We start from the raw sequence: 16,478 nt of genomic DNA on the forward strand, positions 1-16,478 counted from the left end.
CGCGCGATGCGTCAGGTCCGCGTGAGCCGCACGCGATACAGGTCGTAGATGTCGGGGGAAAAGCACGCGAACACCACGCGTGCGAGGTTCGGCGCCTGCGGCAGCATTTCGGCGACGGTGCCGACCGCGATGCCGACGGCCTCCTCGACCGGATAACGATAGATTCCGCAGCTGATTGCCGGAAACGCGATCGACGTCGCGGCGACCTCCTCGGCCAGTTCGATCGCCCGCCGGTAGCACGACGCGAGCAGGTCGGCCTCGCCGCGCCCGCCGCCGTGCCATACGGGGCCGACCGCATGGATCACGTAGCGCGCCGGCAGCCCGTGGCCGCGCGTGAGCTTTGCGTCGCCCGTGTCGCAGCCGCCGAGCGTGCGGCACTCGGCGAGCAGGCCGGGGCCGGCCGCGCGATGGATGGCGCCGTCGACGCCGCCCCCGCCGAGCAGCGAGCCGTTCGCCGCGTTGACGATCGCGTCGACCTCGAGCGTCGTGATGTCGACGACCCGCGCGTCGAGCGTGGTGGAACCGATCTGCAGCATGACACCCTCCCGGAACGCCGGAGACGGTTCAAGCGTAGTCCGCTTTGGTGCCGCGCGCCCGGCGCAACCGCACCGGGAAGCGCCGGTTCGCGCTACTCCGCGCGCGCGTCGCGCCGCAGCAGGCCGCTGACCGCGTCGCGCGGTGCGATGCCGTCGAACAGCACGCCGCACACGGCCTCGGTAATCGGCATTTCGATCGACTGCGCGCGCGCGAGCGCCAGCACGGCCTGCGCGCAGCGCACGCCTTCGGCCACGTGGCCGAGCGCGCCGAGGATGTCGTTCAGCGTGCGGCCGGCCGCCAGTTGCAGGCCGACCGTACGGTTGCGCGACAGGTCGCCCGTCGCGGTGAGGATCAGGTCGCCGAGGCCCGTGAGGCCCGTGAAGGTTTCCGCGCGGCCGCCGAGCGCGACGCCGAGCCGCGACATTTCGGCGAGGCCGCGCGTGATCAGCGCGGCGCGCGCGTTCAGCCCGAGGCCCAGGCCGTCCGAGATGCCGGTCGCGATCGCCAGCACGTTCTTCACCGCGCCGCCGACCTCGACGCCGACCACGTCGTCGCCCGTGTAGATCCGCATGGCGCCGTGATGGAACGCGGCGAGCGTGCGCTCGCGGCATGCGGACGACGTGCTCGCCACCGTCAGCGCGACGGGCAGCGACTGGCCGACCTCGCGCGCGAAGCTCGGGCCCGACAGCACGCCGTTGCTCTGCTGCTCGGGCAGCTCGGCCGCGATCACCTGGTGCGGCAGCAGATGCGTGTCGGCCTCGAAGCCCTTGCAGACCCAGACGATATGCGCGGGCACGCAGCCTGCGTCGCGCATCGCGCGGCACAGCGTGCGCAGCCCGGCCACGGGCGCGGCGATCACGCACAGCGCGTCGTCCGCGGCGCCGTGCGCGAGCGCGGCGCCGAGATCGGCGTCGTAGCGCAACGCGTCGGGCAGCGCGATGCCGTCCAGATAGCGGGCGTTTTCGTGCCGGGCCTGCAGCCCGGCGATGAGCGCGGCGTCGCGCGCCCACAGAAGCGTATCGTGCCGCGCGGCCAGATGGCCCGCGAGCGCGGTGCCCCAGGCACCGGCGCCGAGAACGGCTACTTTCATACCCAGCACCGGTCTGCGTTCAACGTCAGTTCAGCGTCGTGCCGTTCGGCGCGCCTGCCGCGGCGCCGGCCTGCTGCTGAAGCTGCGCGAGGCGCTGCTCGTACAGCGCCTGGAAGTTGATTTCCGCCAGGTGGATCGGCGGGAAGCCCGCGCGCGTGATCGCGTCGGCGATGTTCGAACGCAGGTACGGGAACAGGATCGTCGGGCAAGCGATGCCGACGAGCGGGTCGAGCTGTTCGTCCGGAATGTTGCGGATGTCGAAAATACCGGCCTGCTTCGCTTCGATCAGGAACGCGACCTTGTCCTTCACCTTCGCCGTGACGGTCCCCGACACGACGACTTCGAACACGCTTTCCGCGAGACGGTCGGCCTTCACGTCGACTTCGACTTCAACCGACGGCATGTCCTGCTCGAGGAAGATCGCCGGCGAATTCGGCTGCTCGAGCGACATATCCTTCAGGTAGACGCGCTGGATGTTGAAGAACGGTTGGTTTTCGACGTCGGACATGGTGTTTCCCTAAAAGTGGTGACGGGGCGGCCCGGCTTCTCGCCGGCCGCCACGGATGAATCCTGCGCGCCCAAGCCGCGGCGCGGCCGGCGGCCATTCTGCCCTAATCAGGCCGCTTGCAGAAGCGGCACGAGCCCGCCTTCGCGGTCGAGCTTCGACAGATCGTCGTAACCGCCGACGTGCGTGTCGCCGATATAGATCTGCGGCACCGTGCGGCGCCCCGTGCGCGTCATCATTTCCTCGCGGCGGGCCGGATCGCGATCGATCAGCACCTTCTCGATCTGCTCGACCCCGCGCAGCTTCAGCAGGCGCTCGGCCTGCATGCAATACGGACACACCTGCGTGCTGTACATCAAAACCTTGTTCACTTCGCCACTCCTTGTTTGACGACCGGCATCCCGGCCTGCTGCCAGGCGGCCACGCCGCCCTCGAGCACGTGCACCTCGGCGTAACCGGCCGCCTCGACCTCGCGCGCCGCCTTCTGCGACTGCTGGCCGTTCTGGCAGACGAGCAGCACCGGCGTGCTCTTGTTCTTCGCGACTTGCGCAATTTTCGCGCCGATCTCGCCCGCGGCGACCTGGCGCGCCGACGGCAGGTGGCCGGCGGCGAAATCGGACGCGGCGCGCAGGTCGATCACGACCGCGTTGCGACGGTTGATGAGTTGCGTCGCCTCCGCGGCCGACAGGCCGCCACGGCCGCGGCGCAGTGCGGGCCAGGCCAGCAGGCCGCCGGAGACCACCAGGATCGCGATGAGGGCCAGGTTCGTGTAATCGGTAAAGAACGTCACGGAATTCCGCCGGAAAAAGAGAAATCGGATGAGGACAATCCCGCCATTATAAAATAACCGTCTTGCGCGATGGCGGGCCCCGGTCGGGTCCCGTGCGACGCGCCCCGCTTCCCTATCACTACCGACCGCAAGATCCATGTACAAACTCGTTCTCATCCGCCACGGCGAATCGACGTGGAACAAGGAAAACCGCTTCACCGGCTGGGTCGACGTCGACCTGACCGAACAGGGTCGCAACGAGGCCTACCAGGCCGGCGAATTGCTCAAGGAGGCCGGCTACACGTTCGACATCGCGTACACGTCGGTGCTCAAGCGCGCGATCCGCACGCTGTGGCACGTGCAGGACCGGATGGACCTGATGTACCTGCCGGTCGTCCACTCGTGGCGCCTGAACGAGCGCCACTACGGTGCGCTGTCGGGCCTGAACAAGGCGGAAACCGCCGCGAAGTTCGGCGACGAGCAGGTGCTCGTGTGGCGCCGCAGCTACGACACGCCGCCGCCCGCGCTCGAGCCGACCGACGAGCGCGCGCCGTTCAACGACCCGCGCTACGCGAAGGTGCCGCGCGAGCAGCTGCCGCTCACCGAGTGCCTGAAGGACACGGTCGCGCGCGTGCTGCCGCTGTGGAACGAATCGATCGCGCCGGCCGTCCGTGCCGGCAAGCAGGTGCTGATCGCCGCGCACGGCAACTCGCTGCGCGCGCTGATCAAGTACCTCGACGGCATCTCGGACAGCGACATCGTCGGCCTGAACATCCCGAACGGCGTGCCGCTCGTGTATGAACTCGACGAGAACCTGAAGCCGATCCAGCACTATTACCTCGGCGACCAGGACGCGATCGCGCAGGCGCAGGCCGCCGTCGCGAAGCAGGGCAAGGCGGGCTGACGCCCGTCGCGCCGGGCGGGCCGCGTCCGGCGCGGGGTGCCCGGCCGCGGCCCGCACCCCGCGCGAACCTTCTCGGCCCCGCTGCTGTCGAATCCGCTTTCGAACCCGCGGCGGGGCCCAGCCAGGCCGGCTCCGGGCCGTTTGCGGCGCTTTTCGCGCCGTTCCACTGAGTCTTCGGACGAACAGTTATACTTGTCCGCTACATCCCCGCTACCGCCACGCGCTTCCCGACCGCACCAGATCTCTATGCGAATGAAATTGAAGAACATCGGCCTGATTGCCGCGGGCCTCGCCACGGGCGTGTTCGCCACGCTGCAGGTTTCCGCATCGGCCGAGCAGACCGCCACGGCGCCGCTTCCCCTGGACCAGCTCCGCCTGTTCGCGGAAGTCTTCGGCCAGATCAAGCGCGAGTACGTCGAACCGGTCGACGACAAGAAGCTGCTGACGGCGGCGATCAAGGGCATGGTGTCGAGCCTCGACCCGCACTCGTCGTTCCTCGACAAGACCGACTATGACGAGCTGCAGGAGCAGACGAAGGGCCGCTTCGCGGGTCTCGGCATCGAGATCTCGCAGGAAGACGGCCTCGTCAAGGTGATCTCGCCGATCGAGGATACGCCCGCGTTCCGCGCCGGCATCCGTCCGGGCGACCTGATCACGCGCATCAACGACAAGCCGGTGCGCGGCATGACGCTCGACAAGGCCGTCAAGCAGATGCGCGGCGAGCCGGGCACCAAGGTCACGCTGACGATCTTCCGCAAGAGCGACGACCGCACGTTCCCGGTCACGGTCACGCGCGCGATCATCAAGGTCCAGAGCGTGAAGATGAAGATCCTCGATCCGGGCTACGCGTATGTCCGCATCACGAGCTTCCAGGAGCGCACGACGCCCGACCTCGCGCAGAAGCTGCAGGACATCGCGCGCCAGCAGCCGAACCTGAAGGGCCTCATCCTCGACCTGCGCAACAACGGCGGCGGCCTGCTGCAGAGCGCGGTCGGCGTGGCCGGCGCGTTCCTGCCGCCCGACTCGGTCGTCGTGTCGACCAACGGCCAGATCCCCGATTCGAAGCAGGTCTACCGCGATACGTACGACAACTATCGCCTGCCGTCCTTCGACGGCGATCCGCTGAAGAACCTGCCGCCGGTCTTCAAGACCGTGCCGATGATCGTGCTGACGAACGCCTATTCGGCATCCGCGTCGGAAATCGTCGCGGGTGCGCTGCAGGATTCGAAGCGCGCGCAGATCATGGGCAAGACGACGTTCGGCAAGGGTTCGGTGCAGACGGTCCGCCCGATGACGGCCGACACGGCGCTGCGCCTGACCACCGCGTACTACTACACGCCGAGCGGCCGTTCGATCCAGAACAAGGGCATCACGCCGGACGTGCCGGTCGATCAGTACGCGGACGGCGATCCCGACGACGTGCTCGTGACGCGCGAGGTCGACTACACGAACCACCTCGCGAACACGCAGGACCCGAACGAGAAGAAGGAACAGGAAGAGCGCGAGCAGCGCCGGATGGATCAGCTGCGCATCCTCGAAGAGCAGAACGACAAGAAGACGCCGGAGCAACGCCAGAAGGATCGCGATCGCAAGCCGATCGAGTTCGGCAGCGCCGACGACTTCATGATGCAGCAGGCGCTCAACAAGCTCGAGGGCAAGCCGGTCCAGGAATCGAAGTCGCTGCTCGCCGAGAGCACGAAGAGCCCGACCGGCAAGGCTGCCGCCGTATCGAAGGCATCGGGCGCCAGCGCAAAGCCGGCGTCCGCACCGAAGCCCGCGTCGGCGCCGAAGTAAGCGCCGGCCGGCATCCGACGGGCCATCGCGGGAAGACCGCGATGGCCCGTTTTTCATGCGCGCCTAAAATAACGAAACGTCCGCCCGCCTCGCCCCACGACTCCCCATGAACGACGATCAACTCCTGCGCTACTCCCGACACATCCTCGTCGACGAAATCGGCATCGACGCGCAGCAGCGCTTTCTCGACGCGCATGCGATCGTCGTCGGCGCGGGCGGCCTCGGCTCGCCCGCCGCGATGTACCTCGCGGCATCGGGTGTCGGCACGATCACGCTCGTCGACGCCGATACGGTCGACCTCACGAACCTGCAGCGGCAGATCCTGCACGTGACGGCATCGGTCGGCCGCAGCAAGGTCGAATCGGGGCGCGACGCACTCGCGCAGCTGAACCCCGAGGTGAAGGTGAACGCGGTCGCGGCACGCGTCGACGATGCGTGGCTCGACACGCACGTCCCGCGGGCGACCGTCGTGCTCGACTGCACCGACAACTTCGCGACGCGCCACGCGATCAACCGCGCGTGCGTCGCGCACGGCGTGCCGCTCGTGTCGGGCGCCGCACTGCGTTTCGACGGCCAGATCAGCACGTTCGACTTCCGCGATCCGGCCGCGCCCTGCTATGCGTGCGTGTTCCCGGAAGACCAGCCGTTCGAGGAAGTCGCGTGCGCGACGATGGGCGTGTTCGCACCGACGGTCGGGATCATCGGCGCGATGCAGGCGGCCGAAGCGCTGCGCGTGATCGGCGGCATCGGCAAGACGCTCAACGGGCGGCTGATGATGCTCGATTCGCTGCGAATGGAGTGGACGACGATGAAAATCGCGCGCCAGGCCGACTGCCCCGTGTGCGGGGGCCGGCACTGACGCGCGACGGGCAGGCGCCGAGCGGCGCCTGCGCGACACGGCGACAGCGAGCGGCGACCTGGCCGCCTAGGCGGCCGCATCCGCCCGCGGCTCGGCGACCGACAACCGCTGCAACGCCGCCTGCACCTCTTCCGGCTCGAACGCCGCGAGCACGTCGGCCGTCGGCTTCTCGAGCGCCTTCAGATGCGCGCGCAGGATCTCCTGCTTCACGACGAGCAGCTGGCTCGGGTGCATCGAGAACTCGGTGAGCCCCATCCCGAGCAACAGGCGCGTGAGCGCCGGATCGCCCGCCATCTCCCCGCACACCGACACCGACACGCCCGCGCGCTTCGCTTCGCGCAGCGTATAGGCGATCAGGTGCAGCACGGCCGGATGCAGCGGGTCGTACAGGTGCGCGACCGCGTTGTCGGCGCGGTCGATCGCGAGCGTGTACTGGATCAGGTCGTTCGTGCCGATCGACAGGAAATCGAACCGCTTCAGGAACAGCGGCAGCGCGATCGCCGCGGCCGGAATCTCGATCATCGCGCCGATGCGCACGTTCCGGTCGTACGCGAGCCCCGCATCGTCGAGCTGGCGCTTCGCCTCGCGGATCAGGTCGAGCGTCTGGTCGATTTCCTGCGCGTGCGCGAGCATCGGGATCAGGATCTTCACCTGGCCGAACGCGGACGCGCGCAGGATCGCCCGCAGCTGCGTGAGGAACATCTGCGGCTCGGACAGGCTCCAGCGGATCGCGCGCAGGCCGAGCGCCGGGTTCGGCGCGGTTTCGTAGCCTTCGTCGAGCGCCTCGAGCGGCTTGTCCGCGCCGACGTCGATCGTGCGGATCGTCACCGGCATGCCCTTCATCCACTCGACGGCGCGCTTGTACGCGGCGAACTGCTCCTCCTCTTCCGGCATCTCCTTCTGATGCATGAACAGGAACTCGGAGCGGAACAGGCCGACGCCGACCGCACCGGCCTCGACGGCCGCCTTCGCGTCGTCGGGCAGCTCGATGTTCGCGTACAGCTCGATCTTGGTGCCGCACAACGTTTGCGTCGGCGAGAACTTCAGCCGCTGCAGCTTGCGCTGCTCCAGCTGCTTCTCGGACTGGCGGTACGAATATTCCTCGAGGACGATCGGCGCGGGATCGACGATCACGATGCCCTGGTCGCCGTCGACGATGATCAGGTCGTCCTGGCGGATCAGCGCGCTCGCGTGCTGCACGCCGACCGCGGCCGGAATGCCGAGACTGCGCGCGACGATCGCCGTGTGCGACGTGCGCCCGCCGAGATCGGTGACGAACGCCTGGAACGACTGCGTCTTGAACTGCATCATGTCGGCCGGCGCGATGTCGTGCGCGACGACGATCATCTCGTTCGTGCCGTTCTTGGCCGCGCGGTCGAGCGCCTGCGACGCGGACGGCGCACCGGCCAAGGCCTTCAGCACGCGCTCGACCACCTGCTCGATGTCGGCCTTGCGCTCGCGCAGGTATTCGTCCTCGATGTCGTCGAAGTGGCGCGTGAGCAGCTCGAGCTGCTCGGTCAGTGCCCATTCGACGTTGTAGCGGCGCGTGCGGATCAGGTCGATGGTTTCCTGCACGAGCATCTCGTCGCTCAGGATCATCGTGTGGACGTCGATGAATGCGCCGACTTCGCTCGGGGTGTCGTCGGTCAGGTCGGCGCGCAGCGCCTCGAGTTCGTGATGCACGACGTCGAGCGCCGTGCGGAATCGCTCGACCTCGGCGTCGATCTGGGGTGCCTCGACCAGGTAATGGGCGACGTCGAGCGCCGCCGGCGCGATCAGATACGCTCGCCCGATCGCGATACCACGTGAGACGGGAATGCCATGCAGCGTGAAGGACACGCGCACCTCCTCTGTACAAGTAAAGCCGCGGCACACTGCTGCGATGCGCTTATGACCCCGGTTAGCGATTATAAATTCCGCGCCCCCCCGCTGACTGCATGCACCGCAGCATTGCGCATTCCGCATCAATGCTGCCGACGAAAAAAATGCCGCGAAATCCGCGGCATTCTGACTGGAAACGGCAACGATCGCGCGTGGCGATCACTGGCCTTCGCCGAACTTGTCGGCGATCAGCTTCAGCAGCGCGTCCATCGCTTCCTGCTCGTCGGACCCTTCGGTCTCGATCGTCACGGTGCTGCCGATCCCCGCCGCCAGCATCATCACGCCCATGATGCTCTTCGCATTGATCTTGCGCCCGTTGCGCGTCATCCAGACTTCCGACTGGAAGTTGCCGGCCAGTTGCGTGAGCTTGGCCGATGCGCGCGCATGGAGCCCCAATTTATTGACGATGGTGGTTTCTTGTTGAAGCATGATTCTCGGTCGGGTCGGTCGAGGCCGCCGGCGGCGCACGCCGGCGGTGTGGTCTAAAACGGAAAACGGGAAATCAGTGCGACTCGGTGCGCGGCTGCGGTTCCGGCGGAATCGGCGCGCATTGGCCGCAGCCGGTTTCCGTCGGCGGCGGCGGTATGCCGGCCGACACCTCGTGGACGCCCTTCGCGCCGCCGGACAGCGCCTTGTCGACGAGCTTGTCGAGCGGCACGGTACGGTAGCAGACGGCCCGCACGAGCATCGGCAGGTTCACGCCCGCCAGCACGCGCACGTTGTCGAGCTTCGCGAGCTGGCCGGCGATGTTCGCCGGCGTCGCGCCGTACATGTCGGTCAGCACGACCACGCCGTTGTCTTCCCGGAGCCGCGCGAGTTCCGCATGCGCGAACGCCATCACCTGGGCCGGGTCGCTGTCCGCCATCACGTCGATACAGCCGATGCGGGCAGGCACGCCGCCATAGATGTGCGCGATGCAGTCCCGCAGCGCGGTGGCGAGCGGAGCGTGCGCGATGATCAGGATCCCGGCCATGTCAGATCGCTCCCGGCCGCCCCTGGCGGGCCGACGCCCCGCGGCGGGGCAATGAGCGTAGCGAGTGTGGGAAACGTTTCATGTTCAGCCTTGCAACAGTATCGGCCCGACCGCCGGGCCTTCGGTGCGCCGAAAACGGCACCTGGCAAGCGGGCATTGTAGCAGGCCGGTCAAGCGGCTCCGGCGACGGGGGGCCTGCGCGGCCGCCGCCGGGGTTGCGCGGAAAGCGGCCTACGCGGCCGCACGCTCCAGCGCGTCGATGAACATCGCGGCGACGTCGAAGCCCGTTTGCTCCATGATCTCGCGGAAGCACGTCGGACTCGTGACGTTCACCTCGGTCAGCCAGTCGCCGATCGCATCGAGGCCGACCAGCAGCAGCCCGCGCGACGCGAGCACGGGCCCGAGCGTGGCCGCGATCTCGCGATCGCGAGCCGTCAGCGGCTGCGCGACGCCGAGCCCGCCCGCGGCGAGATTGCCGCGCACCTCGCTGCCCTGCGGAATCCGCGCGAGCGAATACGGCACGGGCTCGCCGGCGATCAACAGGATGCGCTTGTCGCCCGCCTTGATCTCCGGAATGAACTTCTGGATCATCAGCGAGCGCGTGCCGTCATGGCCGAGCATCTCGATGATCGCGCCGAGATTCATCCCGTCGGCCTTCACGCGGAACACGCCCATCCCGCCCATCCCGTCGAGCGGCTTCACGATCACGTCGCCATGCTCGGCGTGGAATGCACGCAAGCGCGCCGCGTCGCGCGTGACGAGCGTCGGCGCGACGAACTGCGGAAACTCGCCGATCGCCAGCTTCTCCGAATGATCGCGGATCGACTGCGGCTTGTTGAACACGCGTGCGCCCGCGCGTTCGGCCAGCTCCAGCATCCAGGTGGCCGTCACGTACTCCATGTCGAACGGCGGATCCTTGCGCATCAGCACCGCGCCGAACGACGTCAGTTGACGCGACTCGTGCGCGGCCGCCTCGTACCACGGACGGCGATGCAGGTCGGTCGTGTCGCCGACGATCGTCACGCGCTGCACGTCCGCCTCGACGCCCGAGCCCGTCCACGCGAGCTGGTGCGGCTGGCACGTGTACACCGCATGCCCGCGCCGGGCGGCCTCCGCCATCATCGCGTAGGTCGAATCCTTGTAGATCTTGAAATGCTCGAGCGGGTCGGCGATAAAAAGAATGTCCATGCGGGTCCTGTACGTAGCGAAGGTCCGTTACACCTGGATGGCTTCGGGATCGGTCTTTTCCAGTTCGATCGACGACGCGATCAGCGACAGCCGCGCGACGACGCCGTACATGTAGAAACGGTTCGGCGGCGCGGCGCCGGGCTTCGCGCCGGCATCCGGCAGCGCGGTGTGCTCGAAGCCGAGCGGCACATAGTGCATGCCGGGCGCGTTCAGGTTCTGGTCGCGCTCGCGGCCGCCGTGCGTGCGGTAGAAGCCGCCGACCACGTAGCGGTCGATCATGTACACGACGGGCTCGGCCACTTCGTCGCCGACGCGCTCGAACGTATAGACGCCTTCCTGCACGATCACGTCGCGCACCGCGAGGCCGGCCTTCGACTCGGCCATCTGCGCGCGCTCGGCCTTCGACATCCGGCCGATCTCGGCCGCGTCATGCACGGTCATCACGCCGCGCCCCGCCGTGCCCGCGTCGGCCTTCACGACGACGTACGGCTTCTCGCTGATCCCGTATTCGCGATACTTGCGCGCGATCTTCTTCAGCACGCCGTCGATCGCGTCGGCGAGCGCCTGCTCGCCTTCATGCGCCTGCCAGTCGACGCCTTCCACGTGCGCGAAATACGGATTCACCATCCACGGATCGACGCCGACCATCTTCGCGAACTTCTTCGCGACGTCGTCGTAGCACGCGAAGTGCGTCGACTTGCGGCGCACGGCCCAGCCCGCGTGCAGCGGCGGCAGCAGGTACTGCTCGTGCAGGTTTTCCAGCACGGCCGGGATGCCGGCCGACAGGTCGTTGTTCAGCAGGATCGAGCACGGATCGAAATTCTTCAGGCCAAGGCGGCGCGGCGAACGCTCGAGCGGCTCGAGCACGATCTTCTGGCCGTCGGCCAGCGTGATCGGCGTCATGTCGGTGATGCTCGGGTCGAGCGAGCCGAAGCGCACGTTCAGGCCGGCCTGACGCATGATCGTCGCGAGGCGCGCGACGTTTTCGAGGTAGAACGCGTTGCGGGTCGGCAGCTCGGGGATCACGAGCAGGTTCTTCGCGTCCGGGCAGATCTTCTCGATCGCGGCCATCGCGGCCTGCACAGCCAGCGGCAGCACTTCGGACGGCAGGTTGTTGAACGCGCCGGGAAACAGGTTCGCGTCGACGGGCGCCAGCTTGAAGCCGGCATTGCGCAGGTCCACCGAACAATAGAACGGCGGGGTGTGTTCCTGCCATTCGAGCCTGAACCAGCGTTCGATCGCAGGCGTCGCGTCGAGGATCTTCTGCTCGAGTTCGAGCAGCGGACCGTTCAACGCGGTAACGAGGTGGGGAACCATGAATCACTCGCGAGCGGGAGAATGAAGATTGTAGAGCAATTGCCTTGCCCATTTGGGGATTGTTCCCGGCTTCACAAGGATAAGGAGGAAGTTTTCGGCTATTGACCCGATAGAGTGAAGGGTTATCCGCTACGGCAGTGAGTGGCAGGAGAAAAAAAGCCCGCCGGGTAGGCGGGCCGAAGTCGCTGCGCTCATTCGGAGCGGGCGCCGTCGTCGCGGCGGCCCGCTGTTGATTCGTGAGACTTATTCCACGTGCTCGCCGTGCAGGATCACGTCGAGACCTTCGCGCTCTTCCTCTTCGGTCACGCGCAGGCCCATCGTCAGATCGATCAGCTTCAGCAGCACGAAGCTCAGCACGCCGCTGTAGACCAGCGTGATCAGCACGCCCTTCGCCTGCAGCAGCAGGCTGCCGTCGGCGCCGCCGATGTCCTTGACCGCGAACACACCCGTCAGCAGCGCGCCGAGAATCCCGCCGATGCCGTGCACGCCGAACGCGTCGAGCGAATCGTCGTAGCCGAGCTTCGACTTGAGCCAGGTCGCCGACCAGAAGCAGACGACGCCGGCGGCGATACCGATCACCAGTGCGCCCGCCACGCCGACGAAACCGGCGGCCGGCGTGATCGCCACGAGACCCGCGACCGCGCCCGACACGATGCCGAGCACCGACGGCTTGCCCTTCGCGATCCACTCGGCAAACATCCAGCCGAGCGCCGCGCAGGCGGTTGCCACTTGCGTGGTCAGCATCGCGAAGCCGGCACGGCCGTCGGCCGCGACCGCGGAACCCGCGTTGAAGCCGAACCAGCCGACCCACAGCATCGAGCCGCCGATCATCGTCAGCACGAGGTTGTGCGGCGCCATCGATTCGCGACCGTAGCCGACACGCTTGCCGAGCACGAGGCACGACACCAGGCCCGCGATACCGGCGTTGATGTGCACCACCGTGCCGCCCGCGAAGTCGAGCACGCCGTCGGCCGACAGCCAGCCGGTCGGCTCCCACACCATGTGCGCGATCGGCACGTAGACGATCAGCGACCAGAGCGTCATGAACACGAGCATCGCCGAGAACTTCATGCGATCGGCGAACGCGCCGCAGATCAGCGCCGGCGTGATGATCGCGAACGTCATCTGGTAGACGAAGTAGACCGATTCCGGAATCGTCGTCGCGAGATGGCTGACGGTCAGCGTCGTCGCCTTGTCGCCCTTGATGTAGTTCATGCCGTGCAGGAACGCGCGCGACAGGCCGCCGATGAAGCCGTTGCCCGGCGTGAACGCGAGGCTGTAGCCGACCACCGTCCACAGCACCGTGATCACCGCGGTGATCGCGAAGCTCTGCATCACGGTCGCGAGCACGTTCTTCTTGCGGACCATGCCCGCGTAGAACAGCGCGAGGCCCGGGATCGTCATGAACAGCACGAGCGCGGTGGAGGTCAGCATCCACGCGGTGTCGCCCGCGCTGATCTTCGACGAATCGACCGAGAACGGGGCGGTCGGCGCAGCCGGTGCGGCCGGCGCGGACGCGGCGGCGGCGGCCGATGCGTCGGCAGCGCCCGAAGCCGGTGCGGCGGCAGCGGCGGTGGCGGATGCGTCGGCGGCCGGCGCCGAAGCGGCCGGCGCGGCGGCGGCCGATGCGTCGGAAGCCGTGGCGGCGGGCGCGGATGCGGCCGCGGCGGACGCCGCGTCGTCGGCAAGCGCGGAGCCGACGCCGGCCGCCATCAGCGAGCCGGCCATCAGCAGGGACATCAGAAGTTTGCGCATCTTGGGTTTCCTCTTGTCGCTTGTCTTGTCTGTTCTGTTACAGCGCGTCGGCGCCGGTCTCCCCGGTGCGAATCCGGATCACTTGCTCGATCGGCGTGACGAAAATCTTGCCGTCGCCGATTTTCCCGGTGCGCGCGGCCCGCTCGATCGCTTCCACCGCCTGGTCGACGAGATCGTCGGACACGGCCGCCTCGATCTTCATCTTCGGCAGGAAATCGACCACGTATTCGGCGCCGCGATACAGCTCGGTATGCCCCTTCTGGCGGCCGAACCCTTTTACCTCCGTCACCGTGATGCCCGAGACGCCAAGCGCCGACAGCGCCTCGCGCGTCTCATCGAGCTTGAACGGCTTGATGATTGCGGTAATGAGTTTCATGAAGTCCTCTCGCTGAGTTGTCCCGTCGAATTGGTTGGAATGTTGTAACGGACTCTCCTCAGCAACTCGCATGCCATGTTGATCCGAGCACCGTCTCGAAGGGCTCGGGAACGGGGTCGCATCCCCCGATGTAAGGCGCCGAAGCCCGGCCGAATGGCCAACGCGGGCCGGTTTGCTGGCGCGGCGAAAGGAACGTTGCTAGAGTGCACGCACGTCCCGGATTACCGGGCCATTCACCCATGCCGGCGCCATGCCCGGAATTCGCGCCCCCGGCGCACCATTTCCGGTCATGCGTGCATCATGGGCACGTACGCAACTGAAGATGCACAATTTTTGTGCAAGGAAGGGGAATCACATGAAGCAACCCAGCGACGTTTTCAACGATCTGCAGTCGCGCGTCAGCGACCTGCTGAAAAACTCGCCGGCCAAGGACGTCGAGCGCAACGTGAAGGCCATGCTGTCGCAAGGCTTCTCGAAGCTCGATCTCGTCACGCGCGAGGAATTCGACACGCAGGCCCAGGTGCTCGCCCGCACCCGCGTGCGCCTCGAGGAACTCGAAAAGCGCGTCGCGGAACTCGAGCAGAAGCTCGCCGCACCGCAGGCCTGAAGCCGCACCCGGCCGCAAGGTCCGGGCGCGGGCCGCCTCGCGCGGCCCGCGCCCGCCACCGCCGAGCCTCCGTTTTCGTCGTAGTTCGTCGTCCGTCGTTCTCCGCAGCACCCCGCTCTTCGCAGTCCATCGCTCTTCGCAGTTCGTCGTTTCGCAGCCCCTCGTTCTTTCCCCGCGCCACGCCGGCACGCGCGCACCGATTTCTCCGATTCCCGCGGCATGCGGCCCCGAACGGCCGTCGTCCGCCTGCTTACAGGAGCCTCGCCATGTCGCTCGCCGTGGTGCGCAGTCGCGCGCCCGCCTCCGGCCGCGCGCCGGACGTTACCGTCGAAGTCCATCTCGCCAACGGGCTGCCGTCGTTCTCGATCGTCGGCCTGCCCGATCTCGAAGTCCGCGAGAGCCGCGAGCGCGTGCGCGCCGCGCTGCAGAACTGCGGCTTCGAATTTCCCGTGCGCCGCATCACCGTGAATCTCGCGCCGGCCGACCTGCCCAAGGAGTCGGGCCGGTTCGACCTGCCGATCGCGCTCGGCATCCTCGCCGCGAACGGCCAGATCCCGGCCGACGCGCTGGCCGGCCGCGAATTCGCCGGCGAACTGTCGCTGACGGGCGCGCTGCGGCCGATGCGCGGCGCGTTCGCGATGGCGTGCGGTGCCGCGCGGGACTGGCGGACGGGCGAAACCGGATCGGAACCGGGCTCGGGCCCGGACGCCGTCGCGACGCCGGGCTCCGCGGCGGCATCACGCGCGCCGGAGTTGTACCTGCCGTTCGACAGCGCGGCCGAGGCCGCGCTCGTGCCGGGCGTGACCGTGTTCGGCGCGCGCGACCTGCCCGCGCTGTGCGCGCACCTCGCCGATGCGCCGGACGGGCGGCTCACGCCGGTCGCGGCGCCCTGCCTCGACGGCCTGCCGGCGCCGGCCGCGCCCGACCTCGCGGATGTGGTCGGCCAGCGCGGGGCGCGGCGTGCGCTCGAAGTCGCCGCCGCGGGCGGCCATCACATGCTGATGGTCGGGCCGCCGGGGGCCGGCAAGTCGATGCTGGCCGCGCGGCTGGCCGGCCTGCTGCCGCCGCTGACCGACGACGAGGCGCTGACGTCGGCCGCGCTGCTTTCCGCGAGCCGCCTCGGCTTCTCGCCCGCGCAGTGGCGCCGGCGGCCGTTCCGTTCGCCACATCACTCGTCGAGCGCCGCCGCGCTGGTCGGCGGCCGCAATCCGCCGCAGCCGGGAGAAATCACGCTCGCGCATCTCGGCGTGCTGTTTCTCGACGAGCTGCCGGAATTCGACCGGCACGTGCTCGAAATGCTGCGCGAGCCGCTCGAAGCCGGCCGCATCACGATTTCGCGCGCGGCCCAGCAGGCCGACTTCCCGGCCGCGTGCCAGTTGATCGCCGCGATGAATCCGTGCCCGTGCGGCTGGCACGGCGATCCGTCCGGGCGCTGTCGCTGCTCGCCGGACGTCGCCGCGCGCTACCTGCGCAAGCTGTCGGGGCCGCTGCTCGATCGCATCGACATCCAGATCGACCTGCCCGCGCTGTCGCCGGCCGAGCTCGCGTCGCGCACGACGGCGCCCGGCGAGCCGAGCGCCGCGGTGGCCGCGCGCGTCGCGCAGGCGCGGGCGCTGCAGCTCGACCGGCAGGGCAAGACGAATCACATGCTGAGCGGCCGCGAGACCGACGACCTGTGCCGGCCGACCGACGAAGGCGAGCGGCTGTTGCGCGAGGCCGGCGAGCGCTTCGGCTGGTCGGCGCGCGCGTATTTCCGCGTGCTGAAAGTGGCGCGGACGATCGCCGACCTGGCCGGCGACCCGCTGCCGACGGCCGCGCAGATCGCCGAGGCGATCCGCTACCGGCGCGCGCTCACGGCGCTCTAAGCGCCCTCTTAGGACAAAATCCGGCTGTCAAGACTTGACTTATGCACAATTTAGCGAA

17 protein-coding genes are annotated in these 16,478 nt (G+C 68.1%); 5 read left to right on the forward strand and 12 right to left on the reverse strand.

The genetic code is table 11. From position 1 onward, the window contains the following. Positions 1–11: 11 nt before the first annotated feature. The 5 genes from WJ12_RS14345 to WJ12_RS14365 form a co-directional block, all read right to left on the reverse strand. On the reverse strand, positions 12–536 hold the full coding sequence (locus tag WJ12_RS14345) for an O-acetyl-ADP-ribose deacetylase (protein WP_034189225.1): 525 nt from the start codon (positions 534–536) through the stop codon (positions 12–14). Between the two features lie 92 nt (positions 537–628). Then, a complete protein-coding gene (locus WJ12_RS14350) occupies positions 629–1,627 on the reverse strand; it encodes an NAD(P)H-dependent glycerol-3-phosphate dehydrogenase (RefSeq protein ID WP_059558774.1) in 999 nt (332 codons plus the stop codon). 25 nt (positions 1,628–1,652) lie between these two features. Beyond that, positions 1,653–2,135: a protein-export chaperone SecB gene (secB, locus tag WJ12_RS14355; protein WP_011353285.1), complete on the reverse strand. Its 483-nt coding sequence runs from the start codon at positions 2,133–2,135 to the stop codon at positions 1,653–1,655. 107 nt (positions 2,136–2,242) lie between these two features. Further along, positions 2,243–2,503, reverse strand: coding sequence for a glutaredoxin 3 (gene grxC, locus WJ12_RS14360; RefSeq protein WP_006477722.1), 261 nt, complete (start codon positions 2,501–2,503; stop codon positions 2,243–2,245). Beyond that, on the reverse strand, positions 2,500–2,922 hold the full coding sequence (locus WJ12_RS14365; RefSeq protein WP_034189223.1) for a rhodanese-like domain-containing protein: 423 nt from the start codon (positions 2,920–2,922) through the stop codon (positions 2,500–2,502). The genes grxC and WJ12_RS14365 overlap by 4 nt, the downstream gene beginning before the upstream one ends. Positions 2,923–3,058: 136 nt before the next feature. On the opposite strand from WJ12_RS14365, the gene gpmA reads away from it, so the two are divergent. From gpmA to WJ12_RS14380, 3 genes are all read left to right on the forward strand, one after another. Beyond that, positions 3,059–3,805 carry a 2,3-diphosphoglycerate-dependent phosphoglycerate mutase gene (gene gpmA, locus WJ12_RS14370; protein WP_034189222.1) on the forward strand — a complete coding sequence of 249 codons (747 nt, stop codon included), beginning with the start codon at positions 3,059–3,061 and terminating at the stop codon, positions 3,803–3,805. A gap of 246 nt (positions 3,806–4,051) precedes the next feature. Further along, positions 4,052–5,599 (forward strand): S41 family peptidase, encoded by a 1,548-nt coding sequence (locus WJ12_RS14375; RefSeq protein ID WP_034189221.1) that lies wholly within the window; start codon positions 4,052–4,054, stop codon positions 5,597–5,599. A 106-nt stretch (positions 5,600–5,705) separates the two neighbouring features. Then, complete coding sequence (locus tag WJ12_RS14380; RefSeq protein ID WP_034189220.1) at positions 5,706–6,458, forward strand: HesA/MoeB/ThiF family protein; 753 nt, start codon at positions 5,706–5,708, stop codon at positions 6,456–6,458. Between the two features lie 66 nt (positions 6,459–6,524). On the opposite strand, the gene ptsP is transcribed toward WJ12_RS14380, so the two are convergent. The 7 genes from ptsP to WJ12_RS14415 form a co-directional block, all read right to left on the reverse strand. Beyond that, the gene (gene ptsP, locus WJ12_RS14385) at positions 6,525–8,297 is read right to left on the reverse strand and encodes a phosphoenolpyruvate--protein phosphotransferase (RefSeq protein ID WP_034189297.1); all 1,773 of its coding nucleotides are present in this window, start codon (positions 8,295–8,297) and stop codon (positions 6,525–6,527) included. A gap of 201 nt (positions 8,298–8,498) precedes the next feature. After that, positions 8,499–8,768, reverse strand: a complete 270-nt coding sequence (locus WJ12_RS14390) for an HPr family phosphocarrier protein (RefSeq protein ID WP_011353292.1) — start codon at positions 8,766–8,768, stop codon at positions 8,499–8,501. A 73-nt stretch (positions 8,769–8,841) separates the two neighbouring features. Next, complete coding sequence (locus WJ12_RS14395; protein WP_069245710.1) at positions 8,842–9,312, reverse strand: PTS sugar transporter subunit IIA; 471 nt, start codon at positions 9,310–9,312, stop codon at positions 8,842–8,844. A gap of 231 nt (positions 9,313–9,543) precedes the next feature. Further along, positions 9,544–10,500 carry a glutathione synthase gene (gene gshB / locus WJ12_RS14400; protein ID WP_034189219.1) on the reverse strand — a complete coding sequence of 319 codons (957 nt, stop codon included), beginning with the start codon at positions 10,498–10,500 and terminating at the stop codon, positions 9,544–9,546. 27 nt (positions 10,501–10,527) lie between these two features. Further along, positions 10,528–11,817, reverse strand: a complete 1,290-nt coding sequence (gshA, locus tag WJ12_RS14405) for a glutamate--cysteine ligase (protein ID WP_034189218.1) — start codon at positions 11,815–11,817, stop codon at positions 10,528–10,530. A gap of 243 nt (positions 11,818–12,060) precedes the next feature. Further along, positions 12,061–13,572 carry an ammonium transporter gene (locus WJ12_RS14410; RefSeq protein ID WP_034189217.1) on the reverse strand — a complete coding sequence of 504 codons (1,512 nt, stop codon included), beginning with the start codon at positions 13,570–13,572 and terminating at the stop codon, positions 12,061–12,063. Between the two features lie 37 nt (positions 13,573–13,609). Beyond that, complete coding sequence (locus tag WJ12_RS14415) at positions 13,610–13,948, reverse strand: P-II family nitrogen regulator (protein WP_006398175.1); 339 nt, start codon at positions 13,946–13,948, stop codon at positions 13,610–13,612. A gap of 355 nt (positions 13,949–14,303) precedes the next feature. Here WJ12_RS14415 and WJ12_RS14420 point away from each other — a divergent pair, with 355 nt between their 5' ends. Both WJ12_RS14420 and WJ12_RS14425 read left to right on the forward strand, forming a co-directional pair. After that, the gene (locus WJ12_RS14420) at positions 14,304–14,555 is read left to right on the forward strand and encodes an accessory factor UbiK family protein (RefSeq protein WP_006489451.1); all 252 of its coding nucleotides are present in this window, start codon (positions 14,304–14,306) and stop codon (positions 14,553–14,555) included. Between the two features lie 266 nt (positions 14,556–14,821). Beyond that, positions 14,822–16,420 (forward strand): YifB family Mg chelatase-like AAA ATPase, encoded by a 1,599-nt coding sequence (locus WJ12_RS14425; protein WP_059558777.1) that lies wholly within the window; start codon positions 14,822–14,824, stop codon positions 16,418–16,420. Positions 16,421–16,478 lie beyond the last annotated feature (58 nt).

Source organism: Burkholderia seminalis (assembly GCF_001718535.1).
Lineage (GTDB): Bacteria > Pseudomonadota > Gammaproteobacteria > Burkholderiales > Burkholderiaceae > Burkholderia > Burkholderia seminalis.

Bases quoted from the DNA above. Each gene is read 5' to 3' on its own strand.
- WJ12_RS14345 (WP_034189225.1), bottom strand. From the start codon at position 536: ATGCTGCAGATCGGTTCCACCACGCTCGACGCGCGGGTCGTCGACATC.
- WJ12_RS14350 (WP_059558774.1), bottom strand. From the start codon at position 1,627: ATGAAAGTAGCCGTTCTCGGCGCCGGTGCCTGGGGCACCGCGCTCGCG.
- secB (WP_011353285.1), bottom strand. From the start codon at position 2,135: ATGTCCGACGTCGAAAACCAACCGTTCTTCAACATCCAGCGCGTCTAC.
- gpmA (WP_034189222.1), top strand. From the start codon at position 3,059: ATGTACAAACTCGTTCTCATCCGCCACGGCGAATCGACGTGGAACAAG.
- WJ12_RS14375 (WP_034189221.1), top strand. From the start codon at position 4,052: ATGCGAATGAAATTGAAGAACATCGGCCTGATTGCCGCGGGCCTCGCC.
- WJ12_RS14380 (WP_034189220.1), top strand. From the start codon at position 5,706: ATGAACGACGATCAACTCCTGCGCTACTCCCGACACATCCTCGTCGAC.
- WJ12_RS14390 (WP_011353292.1), bottom strand. From the start codon at position 8,768: ATGCTTCAACAAGAAACCACCATCGTCAATAAATTGGGGCTCCATGCG.
- WJ12_RS14395 (WP_069245710.1), bottom strand. From the start codon at position 9,312: ATGGCCGGGATCCTGATCATCGCGCACGCTCCGCTCGCCACCGCGCTG.
- gshB (WP_034189219.1), bottom strand. From the start codon at position 10,500: ATGGACATTCTTTTTATCGCCGACCCGCTCGAGCATTTCAAGATCTAC.
- gshA (WP_034189218.1), bottom strand. From the start codon at position 11,817: ATGGTTCCCCACCTCGTTACCGCGTTGAACGGTCCGCTGCTCGAACTC.
- WJ12_RS14410 (WP_034189217.1), bottom strand. From the start codon at position 13,572: ATGCGCAAACTTCTGATGTCCCTGCTGATGGCCGGCTCGCTGATGGCG.
- WJ12_RS14415 (WP_006398175.1), bottom strand. From the start codon at position 13,948: ATGAAACTCATTACCGCAATCATCAAGCCGTTCAAGCTCGATGAGACG.
- WJ12_RS14420 (WP_006489451.1), top strand. From the start codon at position 14,304: ATGAAGCAACCCAGCGACGTTTTCAACGATCTGCAGTCGCGCGTCAGC.
- WJ12_RS14425 (WP_059558777.1), top strand. From the start codon at position 14,822: ATGTCGCTCGCCGTGGTGCGCAGTCGCGCGCCCGCCTCCGGCCGCGCG.